Origin of the sequence: Prevotella heparinolytica (assembly GCF_004342845.1) — a bacterium.
GTDB classification, from domain to species: Bacteria; Bacteroidota; Bacteroidia; order Bacteroidales; family Bacteroidaceae; genus Bacteroides; species Bacteroides heparinolyticus.
The window spans coordinates 16,542-37,042 of sequence record NZ_SLXB01000020.1; the positions used below are offsets into that span (position 1 = coordinate 16,542).

Below are 20,501 nucleotides of genomic sequence, written 5' to 3' on the forward strand. Positions count from 1 at the left end.
TATATATTTAATTTTTAATTCATTAATTTTGCACGCGTTATTCGAAATAAATTAATCGTAGATATTTAAAAAAAACATGGAATTAGCAAGTAAGTACAATCCTGCTGACGTGGAGGAAAAGTGGTACCGGTATTGGTTGGGCCACAAATTATTCAGTTCGAAACCCGATAGTCGCGAGCCTTACACTGTCGTCATTCCGCCTCCTAACGTCACCGGTGTGTTGCACATGGGACACATGCTTAATAATACCATTCAAGATATTCTGGTGCGTCGTGCTCGCATGGAAGGTAAAAACGCCTGCTGGGTGCCGGGCACCGATCATGCTTCCATCGCTACCGAAGCCAAAGTGGTGAACAAACTCGCCGAACAAGGAATCAAGAAGACCGACCTCACTCGTGAAGAATTTCTGAAGCACGCTTGGGAATGGACTGACGAGCATGGCGGAATCATCCTGAAGCAACTTCGCAAGTTGGGTGCTTCTTGCGATTGGGAGCGCACGGCTTTCACCATGGACGAAACTCGTAGCGAGAGTGTGCTGAAGGTTTTTGTAGATTTGTATAATAAAGGTTTGATATACCGGGGTGTCCGCATGGTGAACTGGGATCCGAAGGCATTGACTGCTCTCAGCGATGAGGAAGTTATCTATAAGGAAGAGCATAGCAAACTATATTATCTGAAATATATGGTAGAAGGTGATCCCGAAGGGCGTTATGCGGTGATTGCCACTACCCGTCCCGAAACCATTATGGGTGATACTGCAATGTGTATCAATCCCGAAGACCCCAAGAATACTTGGTTGAAGGGGAAAAAAGTGATTGTTCCATTGGTAGGCCGTGCCATTCCGGTGATTGAAGACGATTATGTGGATATCGAATTCGGTACCGGCTGTTTGAAGGTTACTCCTGCGCATGATGTGAACGACTATATGCTGGGCGAGAAGTATAATTTGCCGAGTATCGACATCTTCAATGATAACGGAACACTTAGCGAAGCAGCGGGGCTGTATGTCGGCATTGATCGTTTCGACGTGCGCGAGCAGATAGAGAAAGATCTTGCCGCCGCCGGATTGCTTGAAAAGGTGGAGGCATATACCAATAAGGTAGGCTTCTCTGAGCGAACCAATGTACCCATCGAACCGAAGCTTTCCATGCAATGGTTCTTGAAAATGCAGCATTTTGCGGATATGGCATTACCGCCGGTGATGAATGATGAATTGAAGTTTTATCCTGCCAAATATAAGAATACGTATAAGAATTGGCTGGAGAACATCAAGGACTGGTGCATCAGCCGTCAGTTGTGGTGGGGACATCGCATCCCGGCTTATTTCTTGCCGGAAGGCGGCTATGTGGTAGCTGCCACTGCCGAAGAGGCGTTGAAGTTGGCTAAAGAAAAGACCGGTAATTCCGGCTTGAAAATGGAAGATCTCCGTCAGGACGAAGACTGCTTGGACACTTGGTTCTCTTCATGGTTGTGGCCTATATCTTTGTTTGATGGCATCAACAACCCCGGTAACGAGGAAATCAAATATTATTATCCTACAAGCGACTTGGTGACCGGGCCGGATATCATCTTCTTTTGGGTGGCACGTATGATTATGGCCGGCTACGAATATGAAGGCGAGATGCCGTTTAGAAATGTTTATTTTACGGGTATTGTTCGCGACAAGCTGGGACGTAAGATGTCGAAATCGTTGGGCAACTCTCCCGATCCGTTGGAGTTGATAGAGAAGTATGGCGCCGATGGTGTGCGTATGGGTATGATGCTTTCGGCTCCTGCCGGCAATGATATTCTTTTCGACGATGCGCTGTGCGAACAGGGGCGCAACTTCTGTAACAAGATATGGAATGCTTTTCGCTTGGTGAATGGCTGGAAGGTAGACGAGGAAAAGCAGGTTTCCGAAGCCTCGCGTCTGGCTGCCGAGTGGTTTGAGTCCAAACAAAATGAAGTGGCTGCCGAAGTGGCCGACCTTTTCGGCAAATATCGCCTGAGCGAAGCCTTGATGGCTGTATACAAATTATTCTGGGATGAATTCTCTTCTTGGTATCTGGAAATTATCAAACCGGCTTACGGCGAAGGAATTCCAAGCAGTATCCACGACTGCACCCTGCGTTTTTTTGATAATTTGCTGCATTTGTTGCATCCTTTTATGCCGTTCATCACCGAGGAAATCTGGCAGCATCTCTACAATCGTACAGAAGAGGAGATAGAGGAGGAACACATCAGCCTGATGATAGACACGATAACCATAGATAGCGTGGTATATAAAGATGTGCTTGCCCGCTTTGAAACCGTAAAAGAAGTAATCAGCAGCATACGCTCTATCCGTTTGCAAAAGAATATTGCCCAGAAAGAAGCGTTGGAATTGCAGGTCATCGGTGAAAATCCGGCGGTTGAATTCAATGCTGTTATTGAAAAGATGTGCAACCTTTCGACAATCAATGTGGTGGAGGCCAAGGCTGAAGGAGCTGCCGCATTTATGGTAGGCACGACTGAATATGCAGTGCCTATCGGCAATATGATTGATGTGGAAGCCGAAATAGCCCGTATGGAGGCCGAGCTGAAGCATAAGGAAGGCTTCCTTCAAGGTGTACTGAAGAAATTGGGCAATGAGAAGTTTGTGAGCAACGCTCCGGCTGCCGTCATTGAAATGGAACGTAAGAAGCAGGCGGATGCCGAAAGCATTATCAACTCTTTGAAAGAAAGCATAGCGGCGTTGCGTAAAGCATGAGTAGAATTAGTATGAAAAAAAGAACTCCGAGATGGAAACATCTCGGAGTTCTTTTTTATTTGTATAATAGAAAGCTTTGGGAAGCTTCTAACCGCTTTTATTTCTCCAATAGATTCTTCAAGAAAGCGTCCAGTTCTTCATCCAGTCCTTTCAGTAGTTCATCATTTACCAATAAGGTTTCATCGTCTATCAACAAGAGTTCGGCAAGGGTTTCTTTCTCATCATCTACCAGTACAAAGGAGAAAGGTTTTAGAATGGTCAGTTTGTCAAAAACTCCTGCGTTTTTCATGTTGCAGAGCAGGGTGGTGAGGATACGTTCCGTATTCTCGTAGAAATCATCCCCTTCGTAAGTAGTCCATTCTTCGATAGTGGTATTGATAAGCTCTTCATCCTCATCATCAAAGACAGACAGCTCGCCCGAGTTTTGGTTCGGTTGCAGATGAATATCCGTAACGATGGTCTGTTCGCAACCGCAAGTATATTTCCCAATTGCTTTTTTGATGCTATCCTCCAAGAGTGATAATGACGATTGACTGAGCTTCATAATTGCTTTTTCTTAATAGTTGTTCAAAGGTAGGGAAAATTATTTATAATGTATGGTTAAAGGTGAAAAAAAACAGATATATAGCTATTCTTCCTCTTTAAACCGCATCATTTGCATGTTCAGCCGTGCCATTCCTTCCTTTCGTTTCTGCAATTCGTTCACGTATGAGGTGGTGAAGAGATAATAGGAAGTCATGCTGTCACTGAGTTCGGCACTATCCTTCGATGTATTCTTTCCTTTTCCATCGGTGAGGGCTTGCGCTTTCGATGCCCATTCCAGAGCAGTGTCTATGCTGTCTTGCATCTCATATCCCAAGGCAATGTTGCAGGCGGCATGTATTTTTTGCTTTCCCTTCTTGCTATTGTAAGTCTGCTTCCAGAGGGCGATGGCTTCTGCCCAATTCTCTTCTTTGGCATATATTGCACCGTCGCGCATGTTCACTGAACCACTGCTGAAGAGATATCGGTTATCGGTTTTCCAATAAGGGAGTAGGTGTTTGGTAGGTATTGTGCCGGCAAACTCCGATGCTTGTTTCAGCATATCTTCTTCTTTGATGAGGTGGCTACGCACGTAAGCTTCTCCGCTTCCTACTTCCTCCCAGAAAATGCTGTCATTGGTACTGACAGTCACCATGGGACCTTTACGGTTGGGCAGATACACTTTTACTGTGGGATAAACCTTTACATCTACAGTGCCATGAAAAACTCCCCAATCGGGTATATAGCTTATCTTGCGGGTGGAACGCATCTGTACATTCTCCAAGGCGATCAGGAAATCTACATCAAGGTTTTGGATAAGATGATTTACTTCTTCCGTCGACAATGTGCTTTCTCGTGGACTGATGTCTTTGCTGCGCAAGGCGGAGTCGCAGATCACTACTTCTTCAAAATAGTTTTCATCGGCTAGGGTCTTTGCCAGCGATTCGGCGGTTGTTGCGGCATCTCCATTATAGTAGTTGGTCATCCGCATCCACTCGTTTGCTCCTTTGTTCTGCTCTTCTTTTGTGATAATCAGTTTGTTGTCGGGAACAGAAGGCATGTTGTTGACAACAGCTACCCGTTTCAGAGTAGTAGGAAAGCTGACTTCTGCCGGAAGCATATACTCAATGGACAGTTGTTCTACACTCCGACAACTGCCCAAAAGCAGTAAAATTGTCAGTAACAGACAATAGTGATATTTTGCCATCTTCTTCAAGATCTTGTTTTAAAAACAAAATTACGCTTTTAAGCTGATATATATAAAGATTAGAAGTTATAAAAAGGTTAGACGAAAATAAAAAATGCAAATGTCTAAAACATCTATGTATCTTTAAACTGCTGGATGCAGATAGCATCCCGATACACAGCTCTTGAATAAAGAAAAAGAGCGTTTGGGGCGTCTGCGCCTGAGAAAAGCTCTCTTTTTGAAGGTCAGCTATCCATTCCGGACAGTGCGTAAGAGACTTAATCTCTTCTTGTGTTAAGAATTGGGGCAAACACTCCCCCAAAAAGAATCCTATAAAAAAACGCAGAGCAAGAATTACCAAGCTCTGCGCTGCCTCATACCGTTTGGCTTTAGGCATTTCTTCCGTGACAATTCTTAAATTTCTTACCGCTGCCACAAGGACAAGGATCATTACGTCCTACTGTTTTTTCGGTACGGATCGGTTCCCGTCTGGGTTGTTCGCGCGTATCTTGCGCTGCGGCGGCCTGCTGATGCGGGTCGTTCAGGTCTACCTTCTGTTCGCGGTATTTACTCATATCCTGACGTTGTTCCGGAGCAGCCTGGCGTACCTCCACATGGCGAGCCGACCGTTGAACTTCCTGATTTTCGGCAGGTGCTTCCTGCATCGGAATCTGTCCGCGCATAAGGATAGAAATGGTCTGGTTGTTTATTTTGTCAACCATGGCATCAAACAAGTTTACGGATTCCAGCTTATAAATCAACAACGGATCTTTCTGCTCGTAGCTTGCATTCTGTACAGAGTGCTTCAAATCATCCAGTTCGCGCAGGTTTTCTTTCCATGCTTCGTCGATAACGTGCAACAGGATTGATTTCTCGAACGACTTCACTACCTCCTTGCATTCGGTTTCGTAAGCTTTCTTCAAGTTGCAGGAGATGTTGTACATCCGTTTGCCGTCGGTGATAGGTATCAAGATGTTTTCGTACATGTGACCTTGTGCTTCGTACACCTGCTTGATGACCGGATGGGCAATCTGTGCCATGCGTTCGGTTTTACGCTTGAAGAGTGTCATGGCAGCTTCGAAAGTTCTGTCTGCAAGACTTTCTTTCTTCTCGTTGCGGAATTCCTCTTCGGTGAAAGGCACCTCCATGGCAAGGGTCTGGAGCACATCCATCTTGCAGTTTTCATAATCGGGGGCTTCTACGGCGTTGGCGCAGCGATCCCAAATCATGTTTACGATATCCATGCCGATGCGTTCGCCCATCAGCGCGTGGCGGCGTTTGGTGTAGACCACCGTACGCTGTTTGTTCATCACGTCATCGTATTCCAGCAGTCGCTTACGGATGCCGAAGTTGTTTTCTTCCACTTTCTTCTGCGCACGTTCTATGGATTTGGAAATCATGCTGTGCTCAATCATTTCGCCCTCTTTGAAACCAAGCTTATCCATCACGCCGGCAATACGGTCGGAAGAGAAGAGGCGCATCAGGTCGTCTTCCAGTGACACGAAGAAAACAGAGGAACCGGGGTCACCCTGACGACCTGCACGACCGCGCAACTGGCGGTCTACACGACGGCTTTCATGGCGTTCCGTACCGATGATGGCAAGACCACCGGCAGCTTTCACCTCGGGACTCAGCTTGATATCCGTACCACGGCCGGCCATATTCGTGGCGATGGTCACCGCACACTTCAAACCGGCTTTCGCCACAATGTCCGCTTCCTTTTGGTGCAACTTGGCGTTCAATACGCTATGTTCTATCTTACGCATGGCAAGCATCTTGCTCAGCATTTCGGAAATCTCCACTGATGTAGTACCCACCAGAACCGGACGTCCGGCTGCTACCATCTTTTCTATTTCCTCGATGACGGCTTTGTATTTCTCGCGTTTCGTCTTGTAAACGCGGTCGTTCATGTCATTACGGGCAATGGGACGGTTGGTGGGGATAACTACCACATCCAGTTTATAGATGTCCCACAACTCGCCGGCCTCTGTTTCAGCGGTACCTGTCATACCGGATAGTTTGTGATACATGCGGAAGTAGTTCTGCAACGTAATCGTGGCGAAAGTCTGTGTGGCTGCTTCCACCTTCACGCCCTCTTTGGCTTCGATGGCCTGATGCAAGCCGTCGGAATAGCGGCGACCTTCCATGATACGTCCGGTCTGCTCGTCCACGATCTTCACTTGTCCGTTGATGACTACGTATTCGTCGTCTTTCTCGAACATGGTATAGGCCTTCAGTAGCTGGTTGATGGTGTGCACGCGCTCGCTCTTCACGGCATAGTTCGTCATTAGAGCATCCTTCTTCTCCAGACGTTGCTCGTCCGTCAGTTCGGTCTCATTTTCCAAGGCCGAGAGCTGGGCGGTGATGTCGGGCAGTACAAAGAAAGTGGGGTCTTCGGCATTTCCGCTGATAAGATCTACGCCCTTGTCCGTCAGATCCACGCTGTTCAGTTTCTCGTCTATTACGAAGTACAGCGGATCTGTCACTTCGTGCATACGTTTGTTGTTCTGCTCCATGTAGATTTCCTCGGTCTTCAGCATGCCGGCCTTGATGCCCTGTTCGCTCAGGAACTTGATGAGAGGCTTGTTCTTGGGCAGACACTTGTGGCTGCGATATAAGGCGAGGAATCCCTCTTCCTGGTCTTTCTTGTCGTTCGAGGCAATGAGCCGTTTGGCATCGGCCAGATATTGGGTAGCTATTCTCTTTTGTGCCTCTACCAAACGTTCCACTTGCGGGCGGAGCTGCTCGAAAAGCTGGTCGTCACCTTTGGGCACGGGGCCGGAGATGATAAGCGGAGTACGGGCATCGTCTATCAATACCGAGTCCACCTCATCCACGATGGCATAATTGTGCTGACGCTGTACAAGGTCTTTCGGGCTGATAGCCATGTTATCGCGCAGGTAGTCGAAGCCGAATTCATTGTTTGTTCCGAAGGTGATGTCCGCCATATAAGCTTTTCGACGGGCGTCGGAGTTGGGCTGGTGCTTGTCGATGCAGTCCACGCTCAAGCCGTGGAACATATAGAGCGGTCCCATCCACTCGGAGTCACGTTTGGCCAGATAGTCGTTCACAGTCACTACGTGTACCCCGTTACCTGTCAGGGCATTGAGGAATACCGGCAGGGTAGCCACCAGTGTTTTACCTTCGCCCGTTGCCATTTCGGCAATTTTTCCCTTGTGTAATACCACACCACCAAACAATTGCACGTCATAGTGCACCATGTTCCATACGGTGTCATTGCCTCCGGCTATCCAGTGGTTTTGGTAGATGGCCTTGTCGTTTTCTATGCGGACGAAGTCTTTGGTGGCTGCCAGTTGGCGGTCAAATTCGGTGGCCGTCACCGTCACTTCTTCATTTTCGGCGAAGCGTTGGGCAGTTTCCTTTACGATGGCAAAAGCGGTGGGAAGCACTTCGTCCAATGCCTTTTCGTAAATGTCCAATATTTCTTTTTCTATTTTGTCAATCTGATTGAAGATGTCTTCGCGTTTTTCCAGTTCGGTGTCTTCCACGCTTGCTTTCAATTCTTCTACTTTGGTGCGCTGTTCGGTAGCCGATTCGAGGATGTAGACCTTCAGTTCCTCAGTCTTGGCGCGCAAACCATCGTTGTCGAGCTTGGCTACTTCCGGATAAGTGGCTTTAATTTTCTCCACCCACGGCTGTATTTCTTTCATGTCGCGTGTGGACTTATTGCCGAAAATCGAGCTTAAAAATTCATTGAATCCCATTATATATCTGTTTTTATTATTATTGCTGAATTAATTAGGCGTGCAAAGTTACTGATTTCTATATAGATTACCCAGATTTGCACAGATTATTTTAATCCTCCCGAAATCATTCTTAAAGAAATTCCACGTTGTCCTGAAAGCTTTGTATTTCGATTTATCAAGTACAGATGACACAAGTGATAGGCAGTATCGTTTTTTGAAAATCTGTGTCATCCGTGCTGTTTGCATCCGAAAAGTTCTCCTTCTGAGACCTTCCATTCTTCTATCGAGACAGGCTTTAGAAATCGAGGGGAGAAGCTGTGCTTGCATTCGGAGCGCGAATGCGCATTATACCGGCCAGGGTGGGGGCGATGCGTTCTATGCTGACAGGTATGCGGATGGTTTCCGCTTTTATGCCACTGCCCAGCAGGATAAGGGGGGCAGGGATATTGGCTTTGCGCACCACACGATTATCGGTGTTGTTTTCCTGCATCACGGTCCAACCCGGCAGTACATCGATGGTCAAGTCGCCGGAACGCTTGCGATGGAAGCCGTTGCGGATGCGCTCTATCTGTGGCGACCAAGAGCCTAACAGCAGGCGGTGAGCCGAATATACCTCGTTTACACCGCTGAACTGTACTAAAAACTCAGCTGCCTTTTCCTGAATCTCTGCCAGGTTCAGTTGCTTACTTTCTATCAATTTATGGTTGAGGTAGATTTGCCGGTCGTAATAAGCTTCCACATACTGGCCTTCGCCGTAGGTGGCCATGAGGAACATGTTCAGCAACGTGGCGCATCGGTTCAAGTGGAACTCTCCGCCCGGTGTGCGATAGATGCCCGGGTCGGCGTCTTCGGCATCGGCATAGCCCGTAGAGGTGATGCAGAAAAGCACGTTGTGCAATCCCACCTTGTGGTCGATGATCTCAAGCAAAGCAGCTATGCTTCTGTCCAGCCGGACGTAGGTATCCTGCATCTCCGTGGCACACTCTTGCACGCTTCGGCGATTGTAGTTTCCGGCGTAGTAGGTCAGCGAAAGCAGGTCGGGTACTTCGTCTTGCCCCACGGTGCTTTTGTTCAGCAGTTCTTCGGTCAGCAAGTTCACTTCCTCGTTGATGAAGGGAGTGGTGAGCAGCCGTCGGAACTTATTGCTCCGTTCGCTGTCCGGTTTATATTTAAAAGGCTCGTCTCGCCATTCGGGTAAGAAAGTATAGTAAGCAAAAGGAAGTGCAGGCGTCCACACCATGTCCTTGATGCGGAAGTCGGGCGATTTGCGTTCGTTGTATAGGCTCAGCCACCACGGGAACTCACTGTAATAGGTCGTACTGCACCATTTTCCCGTGTTTTTGTTAAGCCAAAAAGCACCGTTTCCAGCATGGCCTGCTCCCAATATGGCGGCATCGCTGAAGGGTGCTATGGCATAGACCAGTCCTTTGTTCCGGGTGGCTATTCTCAATTCGTCGGCAATAGTAGAGGTCAGCAATCGTGAGGGAGAAGTACTTTCGTCCGTGTAGTTGCCCATGAAGTCGGGATCTTCCACACAGTTCACGGGGCGTAGCGTATGGGCGTCCAGCCAGTTTTCGGCAATGATGCCGTTCATGGAGGGCGTTGTACCGGTATAGATGGCGGCTATGGCCGATGCCCGGTCGGTTCCGTTGAAAGCGAATTCTGCCTGACGGAACACTTTGCCTTCGCGTAGCAGGCGTTTGAATCCTTTTTCCCCATATAAGGACGAGAAAGCTTCCATATAGTCCGTGCGCAGTTGGTCAATGGTGAGCGTCACCACCAGTTTGGGGGTGGCAGGCAGCGGTTGGGCTTGCAGGCCACCGAATGTCAGTGCAAGTATGGAGGTTATCAGTCCTTTTTTCATTTCTTTTTATATGTCAAAAAGAGGTTGCTTCCTGAGCGTATTAGCAAACACAGTGCCAAAGGTAATACTGTCAGCGGGAATTCTTGAGGAATTATTACCCAAAGGGCTATAAAAAGAGTTAAAACAATGAAATTAGCCCGCATATAGCGGCTTGCCTTCTTTCTTTTTACCCGAATCAGCATAGAGGGAAGACAGAGCAAGTGCAGCGGATGAAACACGAACAGCAGGTAGTTGGGGCTTACTGCCGGATGTTGCGAGAAGAGAGCCAGAAAAGCCAATATACAGCCCGCCGTACCTGCTGCCGCGAAGAGTATAAGGTCTATCCCCCACAAGGATTTCCGCCTGCTTACTCCCCATAGGGTGACGCTTGCCACCACCGTCAGCAACAGCAGAGCCGCCTGCATGGGTGTGATGCCCCCGGTGCGGAAGTCGGCAGGAGTTTTTCCTGTCAGCACGATTTTCTTTTCCGATGCCACCAACGGTCGTGTTCGTCCTTGCCGGTCCGTGATCTGCGCTTTGCTGATGTGCTCTTGCAGATAGAAAGGGACGAACATCATTTCTCTTCTGCTGATAGGTTTATCGGCCTTGCTGCCCATGCACAAGTCCATGCCGAAACGTGCCCACGGATGTCCTTCGCTGTATTTATGCAGCAAATCGCGGAAGCTGATTCCGGTGTTGCTGTCGGTCATGTTTTCGGCATACCGCAAAGTGCCGTCTATGGCATGCTCTATTTGGTCGCGTGGACGGGTGGCGCAGTTGTCGTAAAAGAAATTGTAGAGATACATGCGGTTTTCCGGTTTGTAATTCTCCTGAAGCCGTCGGAAGAGGTGCTCTTTTTCACCGTATGTCAGGTTCAGCGTCTGTTGCCATACGTCACGTCCTAAAGCGGTGTACTCGTTGGCAAAATACCGATATTCCGTCACTCCTAATTGATAATACGTATCTCCCAAGGCAAAACGAAAGGTGAAATTGGGAGTATTGAAATCAAACACCCCGTAATTGAACACGACGTCCACGCCCCGTGTGAAGTTCTCATAGCGGATAGCAGTATGACCGAAGAGGTAATATATCTCTCCGCCAGCGGCACATGTCAGCAGGCTGATGCGGGTGGAATCTTCGGGGGCATTGTTCTCGGTCGTTGTTGCTTGCAGGGTGGCAACGGGCAGGAGAAGAGCGACGAAGACGAAGCGGAGGAGAATGGAGGAAAAATGTTTCATACCTGTTCTCGTAATATCTCAATAAAACTATTCTTTGGTAATATGGGCGCAAAGATAGTCTTTTTTAGGCGTTTGCGGGTGGGGAAGTCTCCTTTTTTTGGTTATTAATACGTATTCGGAATAAGAAAATGGTAATCTCGCTTATTTTTTGTAATCTTATAGTTATAAATCAATTTAGAGAACAAACCGGATACATCGCTCGCAACTCTGCACTTCATCGTCCGCAACTCCGCACTTCGTCATCCGTAAGCCCGCACTTCATCGTCTGCAATCTCACACCTCGCACCAGTTGCGCCCTCACGTTACGACGCATGCGGTGTGGTGTTCCTCCACCTCCTCCACCTTAATCCACCTCCTCCGCCTTAAGAGGAGGAATTATATGGAGGAGGTATTTTCTATTCTCTTCTTCTCTATTCTTCTCTTCTCTCGCGCGCGAGAGGGGAGATCCGCGCGATAACTCGCTAATAAGCTGCATGTTATCCTGCTTTTTACCGCTTTCCGGACTGCTTGCCGGCAGGCAGTCGGCAGGCAGTCGGCTACAAGTTCGTCCGAAGTCGCCGCGTAAGCTTCGGACACTTCCGCAGCAGCGGCAGGAGAAGTTGCCGCCTGAAAATCCCCGTCCTCTTCTACAAGCGGGCTTGCTTCTTCGACAGCCGACCCTGCCTCTTCGACAACCGGCGCTGTCTCTTCGGGCATCGGCCCTGTTTCTTCGGCAACCTTCATACTTTCCGTCATCGCCTCCTCTTCTTCCGCTCCTCTTTTGGAGTTGTTCCGGAAAAACTTATCCCGAACCGGCTTATTAATTCATGTCGCACCGTATGACAGTAGTTTTATTCTTTAACAGGATTGAATTATTACACCTAATCTTGTTTCTTTTTAAAGTAAAAGTGTATATTTGTAGCATCTTTTCCTTATGTTTTAATACTATTATTAATTGAACGATGGCCTTTAATCTGAGTGATTTCAATCAATTCTTCAGGGAATATCAACAACGCTTTGTCCACTTTGTCGTTACTTATGTGCACGATGAAGCTGTTGCCGAAGACATTGTCATCGAATCCATGATGTATTATTGGGAAAACAAGGGACGCCTTGCTGCCGACACTAATATTCCGGCCTATGTGCTGACTGCCATTAAACATAAGTGCATCGATCACCTGCGTCGCCGGCGGCTTCACCAAGAGATTTCGGACGAGTTATCCCGCCTGTATGCCTGGGACCTGTCTAACCGCATCCTGTCATTGGAAGATCTGGAACCCGATGAGATTTTCACCCATGAGATACAGGAAATAGTGGACAAGGCACTGTCTGCCCTGTCCGAACAGACACGGCGTATCTTCGTCATGAGCCGTTATAAAAACAAATCTCATAAAGAAATAGCCGAATCACTGGGAATAACCACCAAAGGAGTGGAATTTCACATATCGAAAGCCACCAAGGTGTTGCGTCTTGCCTTGAAGGACTATCTGCCCGCCGCGCTGCTTTTTTTCTATCTTCATTAAAAAAAAACGGTTTTTCCGCTAGGGGAGTTTCTTTTCTATCCGCTATTACCATAGATACGCAAAATAAGAAGTATTTATGGATAAGGATATATTATATCGTTTTTTCGAAGGCTATGCCTCTGTGGAAGAAATGAAGCAGGTGGAGGAATGGGCCGAGGCTTCCGATGAGAACCGCAAGCAGTTCTTGCGTGAACGCAAGTTGTTTAACGCCATGATTCTGGCAGGCAGGCCGCAACGGGACGATGTGTGGAAAACGAAGAATAAGAGGCTGCACCGCTTTATCGGCGAATTTCTGAAAATAGCCTCTGTGATTGCGATAACGGTGAGTGTGACGGCTGCCTTGTTTTCAATAGGAAAAGATAGCGATGAAGTAAATATGAACATGCAGACCATCACCGTACCGGCCGGCCAGCGTGTGAACCTGGATTTGCCCGACGGTTCCAACGTATGGCTGAATGCCGGTACCCGCATGCAGTATCCCACCGCCTTTATGAAAGGAAAACGTGAAGTGGTGCTGGACGGAGAGGCTTACTTTGAAGTAACGCGCCATGAGAAAAGTCCGTTTGTGGTGCATACCTCTGTGATGGATGTGGAAGTGCTGGGCACAAAATTCAATGTGGAGGCTTATTCAAAACGCAAGGTGTTCGAGACTTCTCTGATGGAGGGGAAGGTGAGGGTGAAGTCTCCTTTGAACGAGAAAGCCTCCATCGTCCTTTCACCTCATTATAAGACGACGTTGAAGGATGGCAAGCTGGTTGTGAGCCGGATAGAAGACTATAATGTGTATCGATGGAAGGAAGGATTATATTGCTTCAAGAATAAGTCTTTTGCCGAAATTATGAGAGATTTGGAACGGTATTATGACTTGAGGATACAGATGGACAACTCCGCTGTTTCCGGAGTGATGCTGACAGGCAAGTTCCGCATATCCGACGGTCCGGACTATGCGTTGCGTGTGCTGCAAAATGATGTGTCTTTCAGCTATCGAAGAGGTAAAGAAAATGATATCATTTATATAAAGTAAAGAATCTATTAACTACCTAAAACCGGAGAATAGCCTATGGAACAATACTGTTGAAAAACAAAGGCCGGCGGATGTTTGCCCCATCCGTCGGCCGGGACTAATACAATTTTTTAATCAATCGTATCAATAACTCATTTGCAAAGATATGAAAAATACTCTTTTGCCGGATTTTTATTGCCTTGAAAATCCGAAATCAAAACATTTATTTAGAATCATGCGAATATCGATATTCTTATTGTTCTTTTGTCTGTTCAGCCTGACGGCCGGGAACAGTCGTTCACAAAACGCAAGGGTGACCATAAACAGTAGTAATACCCGTTTGGAATCCATTTTGAATGAGATAGAGACTCAAACGGATTATCTTTTCATATACAAGGAAGACGTAAACGTGAAGACACGTAAAAGCATACAGGTGAACGGCAAGCCTGTGTCGGAGGTGTTGCCGCTGTTGCTGGCCGGCTCTTCCATCGGCTACAAAATGGAGGGGAATCATATAATCCTTACTCGTAACGCTGCGTTAGCGGCACAACAGCAGAGAGTGACGGGAGTGGTGACCGATGCCTCGGGCGAACCGCTGATAGGTGTCACTGTGAGGTTGAAAGGGGGCACGCAAGGTGCGGTGACGGATATGGACGGAAGATTCTCGCTACCTGCCGGGGTGGGAGACGTGATTGTGGTGAGCTATATAGGATATGTCTCGCAGGAGATAAGACTGAAAGATATGAAATTGCTTCGCGTCACGATGAGGGAAGATGTGGAACTGCTGGATGAAGTGGTGGTGATAGGTTACGGTTCCGTTTCGAAGAAGGAACTGACCAGTGCCGTCTCTCACGTATCGGCTAAGGATATGTTACAGATTGCTAACGGTAACCCTGCCATGAAAATTCAAGGAAAGGTTGCAGGTGTGAATATCGATAATACGGCTTCGGCGGATCCTAATAGCAGAGCGAACATACAAATTCGCGGGGTGTCTTCACGTACTGCCGGTTTAGGCCCTCTAATTGTCATTGACGGTATCCCCGGCGGAAGTCTTGACAATGTGAATGAAAACGATATTGAGTCCATCGATGTGTTGAAAGACGGTGCGGCTTCGGCCATCTATGGAACTCGCGGATCTAACGGTGTAATTGTCATTACCACAAAGAAAGGCTCTGTCGATGGCAATATCCATACGTTCTATTCGGGATTTGTGAATGTTGCAACTCCGATTACAGAGCTGGAAGTCCTGGATGTGGATGAGTTTAGAAAATATAGTCGCGGAAATGACTATGGAGCCGATACCAATTGGTTTGACGAAATTACAAAAGTGGGTATATCTCATAGTCATACTTTACAGGTGACCGGGGGGAACTCGAAGAATAATTATAAAGGTACGGTGGATGTAAAAAACTCTGAAGGAATCGATTTACGGTCTTCTAAAAAAGAAATAGGCGCACGTCTCAGTTTGAACCATACCGCTAAGTCTGAACTATATAATATAGTATTGAATGTGGCTCCGCGAACAATAGATTATGACCATGCGGATTATAGCGTTTTCTGGACTGCTTTGACTGTAAATCCCACTATTCCCGTGATGGATCCCAAAGAACCCAATAAGTATTATAAACTGACGGGGTGGGATACTTACAATCCTGTAGAGACGCTGAAATTGGAAGATCATGGCGGTAAGAGCAAGATCTTAAACTGGGACGGGACCTTTAAATTGAATTTATTCCCTTTGTTGTGTCGGAATAAATCTCATTATCTCAGCACACAGATAACTTTGGCCCAGCAAATTATGGATTATGATAAATTCTTTTTCCGTCCTTCGACTTCTACTCGTGCGGAGCAGAAAGGTTTTAAAGGAGAAGCCAGCAAAAGTTATGATAAACACGAACAGGAGTCTTTAGAGTGGTTGGTGAACTATATGTTCGATAAAAACAACCATCACCTGAAGTTGATGGGAGGATATTCTTATCAATATTTCGTAAACTCCGGTTTTAATGCGGAAAACAAGAATTTCGCTTCGGATCTGTTGTCATATAACAACCTTGGCGCAGGCTCTTATAATAGTGCGGCAATCGGGCGTTTGGGCATGGGGTCGTATAAGAATGATTCAAAACTGATAGCATTCTTCGGGCGTATCAGTTATAATTGGTCCGATAAATATTTCGCTACTTTTTCATTGCGCCGTGAAGGTTCTTCTAAATTCGGTATAAATAATAAGTGGGGATCTTTTCCGGCTGCATCGGCGGGGTGGAGAATTAGTGAGGAAAAATTTATGAAGAATCTTAAATGGATTGATGAATTGAAAATCAGGGGAGATTATGGCGTGACGGGTAATCAGGATTTCGACAGTTACCAGTCTTTGGCTACAATGGGAAGTTATGATTTGAATTTTTATAAAGGACGATATATCCGAGGATGGTCGTTTAATTCTAATCCTAATCCTGACATAAAATGGGAGAAAGGTAAAAATTGGAACGTAGGCGTTGATTTTGTCTTTTTTAATCATCGTTTGACGGGAAGCATGAATTATTATTCGAGAAGGCAATCCGACTTGTTGGGCAGCTATAATGTATCTCTTCCTCCCAATGGCTCTCCCACCACTTTTGTGAATGTAGGTACGATGAAGAATTCCGGTTGGGAGATTGATTTAAATTGGCATGCGGTCAAGACCGGGAAATTTGATTATACAGTCGGATTTGTCGGAGCTACATCCAATAATCGTTTTGTCTCTTTTTCCAATCAGATGCATAAAGGACAGTCTTTTTATTGGATGAGTTCATTTCCCACTTATCCGGGCGACCCGGGACCGGTGCAGCGTATCGAGGAAGGAGAACGTATCGGTAATTTCTACACGTTTGAATATGCAGGCGTCAATGATGAAGGTCAATGGTTGATTCGTTCCAAAACCGGCGATGTCATTCCTATCGATAAAGGTACCGATGAGGATAAGCATGTGGCAGGAAACGGATTACCCAAATTTACGATGTCGATGACTCATGCTTTCAAATATAAGAACTTTGATATGAGTTTGTTCTTTCGTGGTAATTTCGGTTTTCAGATTTATGATACCCATAATCTGTATTATGGTCTGCAATCGGCGGCACCTAACACAAATGTTTTAAAATCGGCATATAAAGAAAATATAGCCGTTACTACAGGAAAAAATGTGCATAGTGATTATTTTGTGCATAATGGTAACTTTTTAAAGTTGGATGTAGCCACATTAGGATATAATTATAACGTAAATTCGAAGTGGGTGGAAAAAGTACGTATTTATTTCACGGCGCGTAATTTATTCACCATTAGCGGATATAAAGGATTGGACATGGATGCATTTGCCGTAAACGGAATGGAGCCGGGAGTGTCTGCCAACAAAATAAGTTACTATCCTTCTTCGCGGCAATTTTTATTGGGTGTTCAAATCGACTTTTAATTTATTGCATTATGAAAAGAAAAAGTTTAAAACAAATATTGGTTTGCTTAGGCATTTTTGTGATAACCGGTTGTACCGATTTGTCCGAAACCACTTATAGCATTATCCCTCAAGATGAATTTTATCGAACGCGGGAGAATGTGCTTCAAAGTTTTGTCCGGCCTTTCGGACATGCGTATTGGCTGTGCTCCAGAAGTTCTTACTTGTTCGGCGAACTTTCTGCAGATCAATATATGATAGTACAGAGAGAAGAACATTGGTATGATGGAGGGGCTTATTTCCGCCTTCATTATCATACTTGGACCATTGACGACTGGTTTGTTAATAATATGTGGAAAGATACTTATCGGGGCATCATTCAGTGTAATTCGGTGATAGCTGATTTCTTGAAATTGAATCCTGCTCGTTTAGGGTATTCAGAACAAGAATTCAATGATTTTATATCACAACAAAGGGTGTTGCGGGCATGGATGTATATGACGCTTTTTGATTTAATGCATAATATTCCGCTTGTAACACAATATCCAAGTCAAGAGTTGCCTTTTCAATCTACTCCTGAAGAAACTTTTGCTTTCCTTGAAAAAGAACTTTTGGAAGCTCTTCCGACTTTGAGCGTCAAATCGGAAAGTGGAGGAAATGGACCGGATCAAGGATTATGGAATCAGGCCGGAGCGGCAGCATTGTTAGCCCGGCTCTATATGAATGCCTGCTGGTGGATCGATGAAGATAAAAGCGCTGAATGTGAGAAAATTTGTGAAGATATCATCAATGGCAAATATGGTTACTATAAAATAGCTGACAGATGGGATGCTCCTTTTGATTGGGATAATGATAAATGCGATGAGGTGATTTATGCATTTGCCAGCTCTTATGGAGGAGCCCATTGGGCATATACGGGAAATATGCATTGGTATGTGGCTCCTTTCATGTCAGCACTGTATTTTGGTTTTACAGACTGGGGGAGATGTAATCCTAAGTATGCATTGCAACCGGGACTGGATTTGAAAGGAAAGGAATATACGTTTGATAATGGGAAACCTGTACGTAAATTTATGAACTATCCGGATGATGTGCGTTTGAAAAAATATCGAAATTTGGAAAACGGAAAACGAGAAGGATTATTTTTGTATGGAACGTTGGATTATTCTACTGCGGATGGAAAAACAAAATATGTGCGTTCGGATAATGATGCTTATCAGTTGTATATTCGAGACCAAGTAGGCATCTTTCAGGATACGGATACACTAAGTGTCTCACCTGCGCCTTCCAGCGGTAAAGAGACTCCTGAATCGGCTATGCCTTATGGTGACCAAAATTCGGGATGGTGTTTGATTAAGTATCCTATTTACAGGTCGGATGATCCTGCAAAAATAGAATCTGATTACACCGTGATTCGTCTGGCAGAAATTTATTATTACTTGGCGGAAATAAAATTTAATAAAGGAGATCGCGCTTCTGCCGCAAAATTGCTTAATACCGTAAGAAAGAGGTATTATCCGGAAGGGTCTCCCAGTTTATATAACGAAGATGGTAGCCAAATTACCAAACAAGAGTTATTGGATGAATGGGGACGAGAATTTATTGGTGAAGGACAACGAAGGCGTGTCTTATGCCGATTCGGAGTTTATAATTCCGGGACTTGGTGGGATAAAAAACCGGATGCGGATAAACACACCATGTGGATTCCTCTTTCACGTACTGTTCTTCAAACGAACCCTAACCTGAAGCAGAATCCCGGCTATCCTACTATTAATTAAATAAGAGATTATCCAATTTTAGTTGAATTTAAAATGGAAAGAAGAAGTATGAAAAGATTCTTGAAAAAGATATTGCTGGTTAGCGGCTTGGCAATAAGTATGTCTGATTTGTATGCTCAATCTTATACATGGTTTTGCAGTACGGAAAACGATGTATGGAAAGAGACGAAAATAAAGCTGCAATCGAAGAGTGAAACGACTCCCGTTTTGAAGGTTCTCGGAACAGAAAGTATACAAATATTTAAAAAATGGGGGACATGTTTTAATGAATTGGGATGGGATGCCCTTAATCTGTTATCTCTTGAACAACAGAATGTCGTTTTAAATAAGCTGTTCTCACCCGATGGGGAATTGCATTTCACTATGGGACGTATACCGATGAATGCTAATGACTATGCTCGTGATTGGTATAGCTGTGATGAGGTCGATGGCGATTTTCAATTGAAATATTTTAATGTTGATCGTGATAAAAAAACGATTATACCTTTCATAAGAAGAGCGCTGCATTATAATCCGAATATGACTTTCTGGGCTTCTCCATGGTCACCTCCTTCTTGGATGAAAGTAAATCATTATTATTCGATTCTTAGTAACGATAAAGTGAATAAGATGTCTCCTTTATCTAATATTATTCTTCATGAAAACAATACAGAGAGGAATGATGCTTATTATCCGAGGAGACTTGCCGTAAATGACTACTTTATTCAAGATCCACGTTACTTGAAAACCTATGCAGATTATTTTTGTAAATTCATTTCTGCTTATCGAGATGAAAATGTTCCTGTGACAAGGGTGATGTTCCAAAATGAGCCATGGGCGTTTACCATATACCCCGGTTGTGCATGGACTCCGGAAGGCATCATTCGTTTTAATGTTGAATATTTAGCTCCGGAATTAAAAAAACAGCATCCCGATGTCTCTCTTTACCTGGGAACACTTAACACCAATCGTTTTGAAGTTGTTGATAAGATTCTCTCCGATCCTCGCATGCATGAAACGGTTGACGGTTTGGGATTTCAATGGTGGGGTGGACAGATTTTGCCCGGCATTCGTAAAAAATATCCTCAGTATAAATATATGCAAACAGAAAATGAATGCGGTTCGGGTACTTTTGACTGGAAAGCGGCGGAGCATACGTTTGATTTGATAAATCATTATTTGGGAAATGGTTGTGAAGAGTATACTTTTTGGAATGCGATATTGTGTGATGAGGGTACAAGTGCATGGGGATGGAAACAAAATGCACTGATTCATGTCAATTCTAAAACCGGTGCTGTAACTTATACTCCGGAATATTATGCTGTGAGGCATTTTAGTGATAAAGTAGTTTCGGGCACAAAGGTGTTGCAGTACAAAGAAAAAGGTGATGATAAATTACCCGCCATGGTTTTTCTAACTTCAGATAATAAATATTTGGTAGTAGCGGGTAACTTTAATGATGAACCACGGGAATTGACAATACAATTAGGAGCTAAATTTTTAATTGTAACTTTAAAACCGCATTCGTTTAATTCCTTCTATATGAAATAATTCGGGATAGGCAGTTCCTTCTTCTAAAGATGAGGGACTGCAT

The 20,501-nt window shown here is 45.3% G+C and carries 13 protein-coding genes; 6 read left to right on the forward strand and 7 right to left on the reverse strand.

From position 1 onward, the window contains the following. Positions 1-76: 76 nt before the first annotated feature. On the forward strand, positions 77-2,728 hold the full coding sequence (locus tag EV202_RS10370) for a valine--tRNA ligase (protein WP_131927014.1): 2,652 nt from the start codon (positions 77-79) through the stop codon (positions 2,726-2,728). A 97-nt stretch (positions 2,729-2,825) separates the two neighbouring features. Here EV202_RS10370 and EV202_RS10375 read toward each other — a convergent pair whose 3' ends face one another. From EV202_RS10375 to EV202_RS10400, 7 genes are all read right to left on the reverse strand, one after another. Further along, complete coding sequence (locus EV202_RS10375) at positions 2,826-3,272, reverse strand: hypothetical protein (protein ID WP_106068198.1); 447 nt, start codon at positions 3,270-3,272, stop codon at positions 2,826-2,828. Between the two features lie 84 nt (positions 3,273-3,356). Further along, on the reverse strand, positions 3,357-4,457 hold the full coding sequence (locus EV202_RS10380; RefSeq protein ID WP_131927015.1) for a DUF6340 family protein: 1,101 nt from the start codon (positions 4,455-4,457) through the stop codon (positions 3,357-3,359). After that, the gene (locus EV202_RS15080) at positions 4,375-4,872 is read right to left on the reverse strand and encodes a hypothetical protein (protein ID WP_165899420.1); all 498 of its coding nucleotides are present in this window, start codon (positions 4,870-4,872) and stop codon (positions 4,375-4,377) included. Before EV202_RS15080 ends, EV202_RS10380 begins: the two co-directional genes overlap by 83 nt. Further along, a complete protein-coding gene (secA, locus tag EV202_RS10385) occupies positions 4,826-8,161 on the reverse strand; it encodes a preprotein translocase subunit SecA (RefSeq protein WP_131927016.1) in 3,336 nt (1,111 codons plus the stop codon). Before secA ends, EV202_RS15080 begins: the two co-directional genes overlap by 47 nt. 277 nt (positions 8,162-8,438) lie before the next feature. Then, positions 8,439-10,007, reverse strand: coding sequence for an alkaline phosphatase family protein (locus EV202_RS10390; RefSeq protein WP_131927017.1), 1,569 nt, complete (start codon positions 10,005-10,007; stop codon positions 8,439-8,441). Continuing rightward, positions 10,004-11,224 carry a lipoprotein N-acyltransferase Lnb gene (gene lnb, locus EV202_RS10395; protein ID WP_131927018.1) on the reverse strand — a complete coding sequence of 407 codons (1,221 nt, stop codon included), beginning with the start codon at positions 11,222-11,224 and terminating at the stop codon, positions 10,004-10,006. The genes EV202_RS10390 and lnb overlap by 4 nt, the downstream gene beginning before the upstream one ends. 375 nt (positions 11,225-11,599) lie before the next feature. Next, complete coding sequence (locus EV202_RS10400; RefSeq protein ID WP_106068203.1) at positions 11,600-11,959, reverse strand: hypothetical protein; 360 nt, start codon at positions 11,957-11,959, stop codon at positions 11,600-11,602. A gap of 206 nt (positions 11,960-12,165) precedes the next feature. Between EV202_RS10400 and EV202_RS10405 the strand changes: the two genes are divergently transcribed. From EV202_RS10405 to EV202_RS10425, 5 genes are all read left to right on the forward strand, one after another. Further along, positions 12,166-12,726, forward strand: a complete 561-nt coding sequence (locus tag EV202_RS10405) for an RNA polymerase sigma-70 factor (RefSeq protein WP_131927019.1) — start codon at positions 12,166-12,168, stop codon at positions 12,724-12,726. Positions 12,727-12,802: 76 nt separating this feature from the next. Continuing rightward, positions 12,803-13,750: a FecR family protein gene (locus tag EV202_RS10410; protein ID WP_131927020.1), complete on the forward strand. Its 948-nt coding sequence runs from the start codon at positions 12,803-12,805 to the stop codon at positions 13,748-13,750. Positions 13,751-13,895: 145 nt separating this feature from the next. Beyond that, on the forward strand, positions 13,896-17,171 hold the full coding sequence (locus EV202_RS10415) for a SusC/RagA family TonB-linked outer membrane protein (protein ID WP_131927021.1): 3,276 nt from the start codon (positions 13,896-13,898) through the stop codon (positions 17,169-17,171). An 11-nt stretch (positions 17,172-17,182) separates the two neighbouring features. Continuing rightward, positions 17,183-18,928 (forward strand): RagB/SusD family nutrient uptake outer membrane protein, encoded by a 1,746-nt coding sequence (locus EV202_RS10420; protein ID WP_106068207.1) that lies wholly within the window; start codon positions 17,183-17,185, stop codon positions 18,926-18,928. A 48-nt stretch (positions 18,929-18,976) separates the two neighbouring features. Next, a complete protein-coding gene (locus EV202_RS10425) occupies positions 18,977-20,458 on the forward strand; it encodes a glycoside hydrolase family 30 protein (RefSeq protein ID WP_174704378.1) in 1,482 nt (493 codons plus the stop codon). Positions 20,459-20,501: the final 43 nt, after the last annotated feature.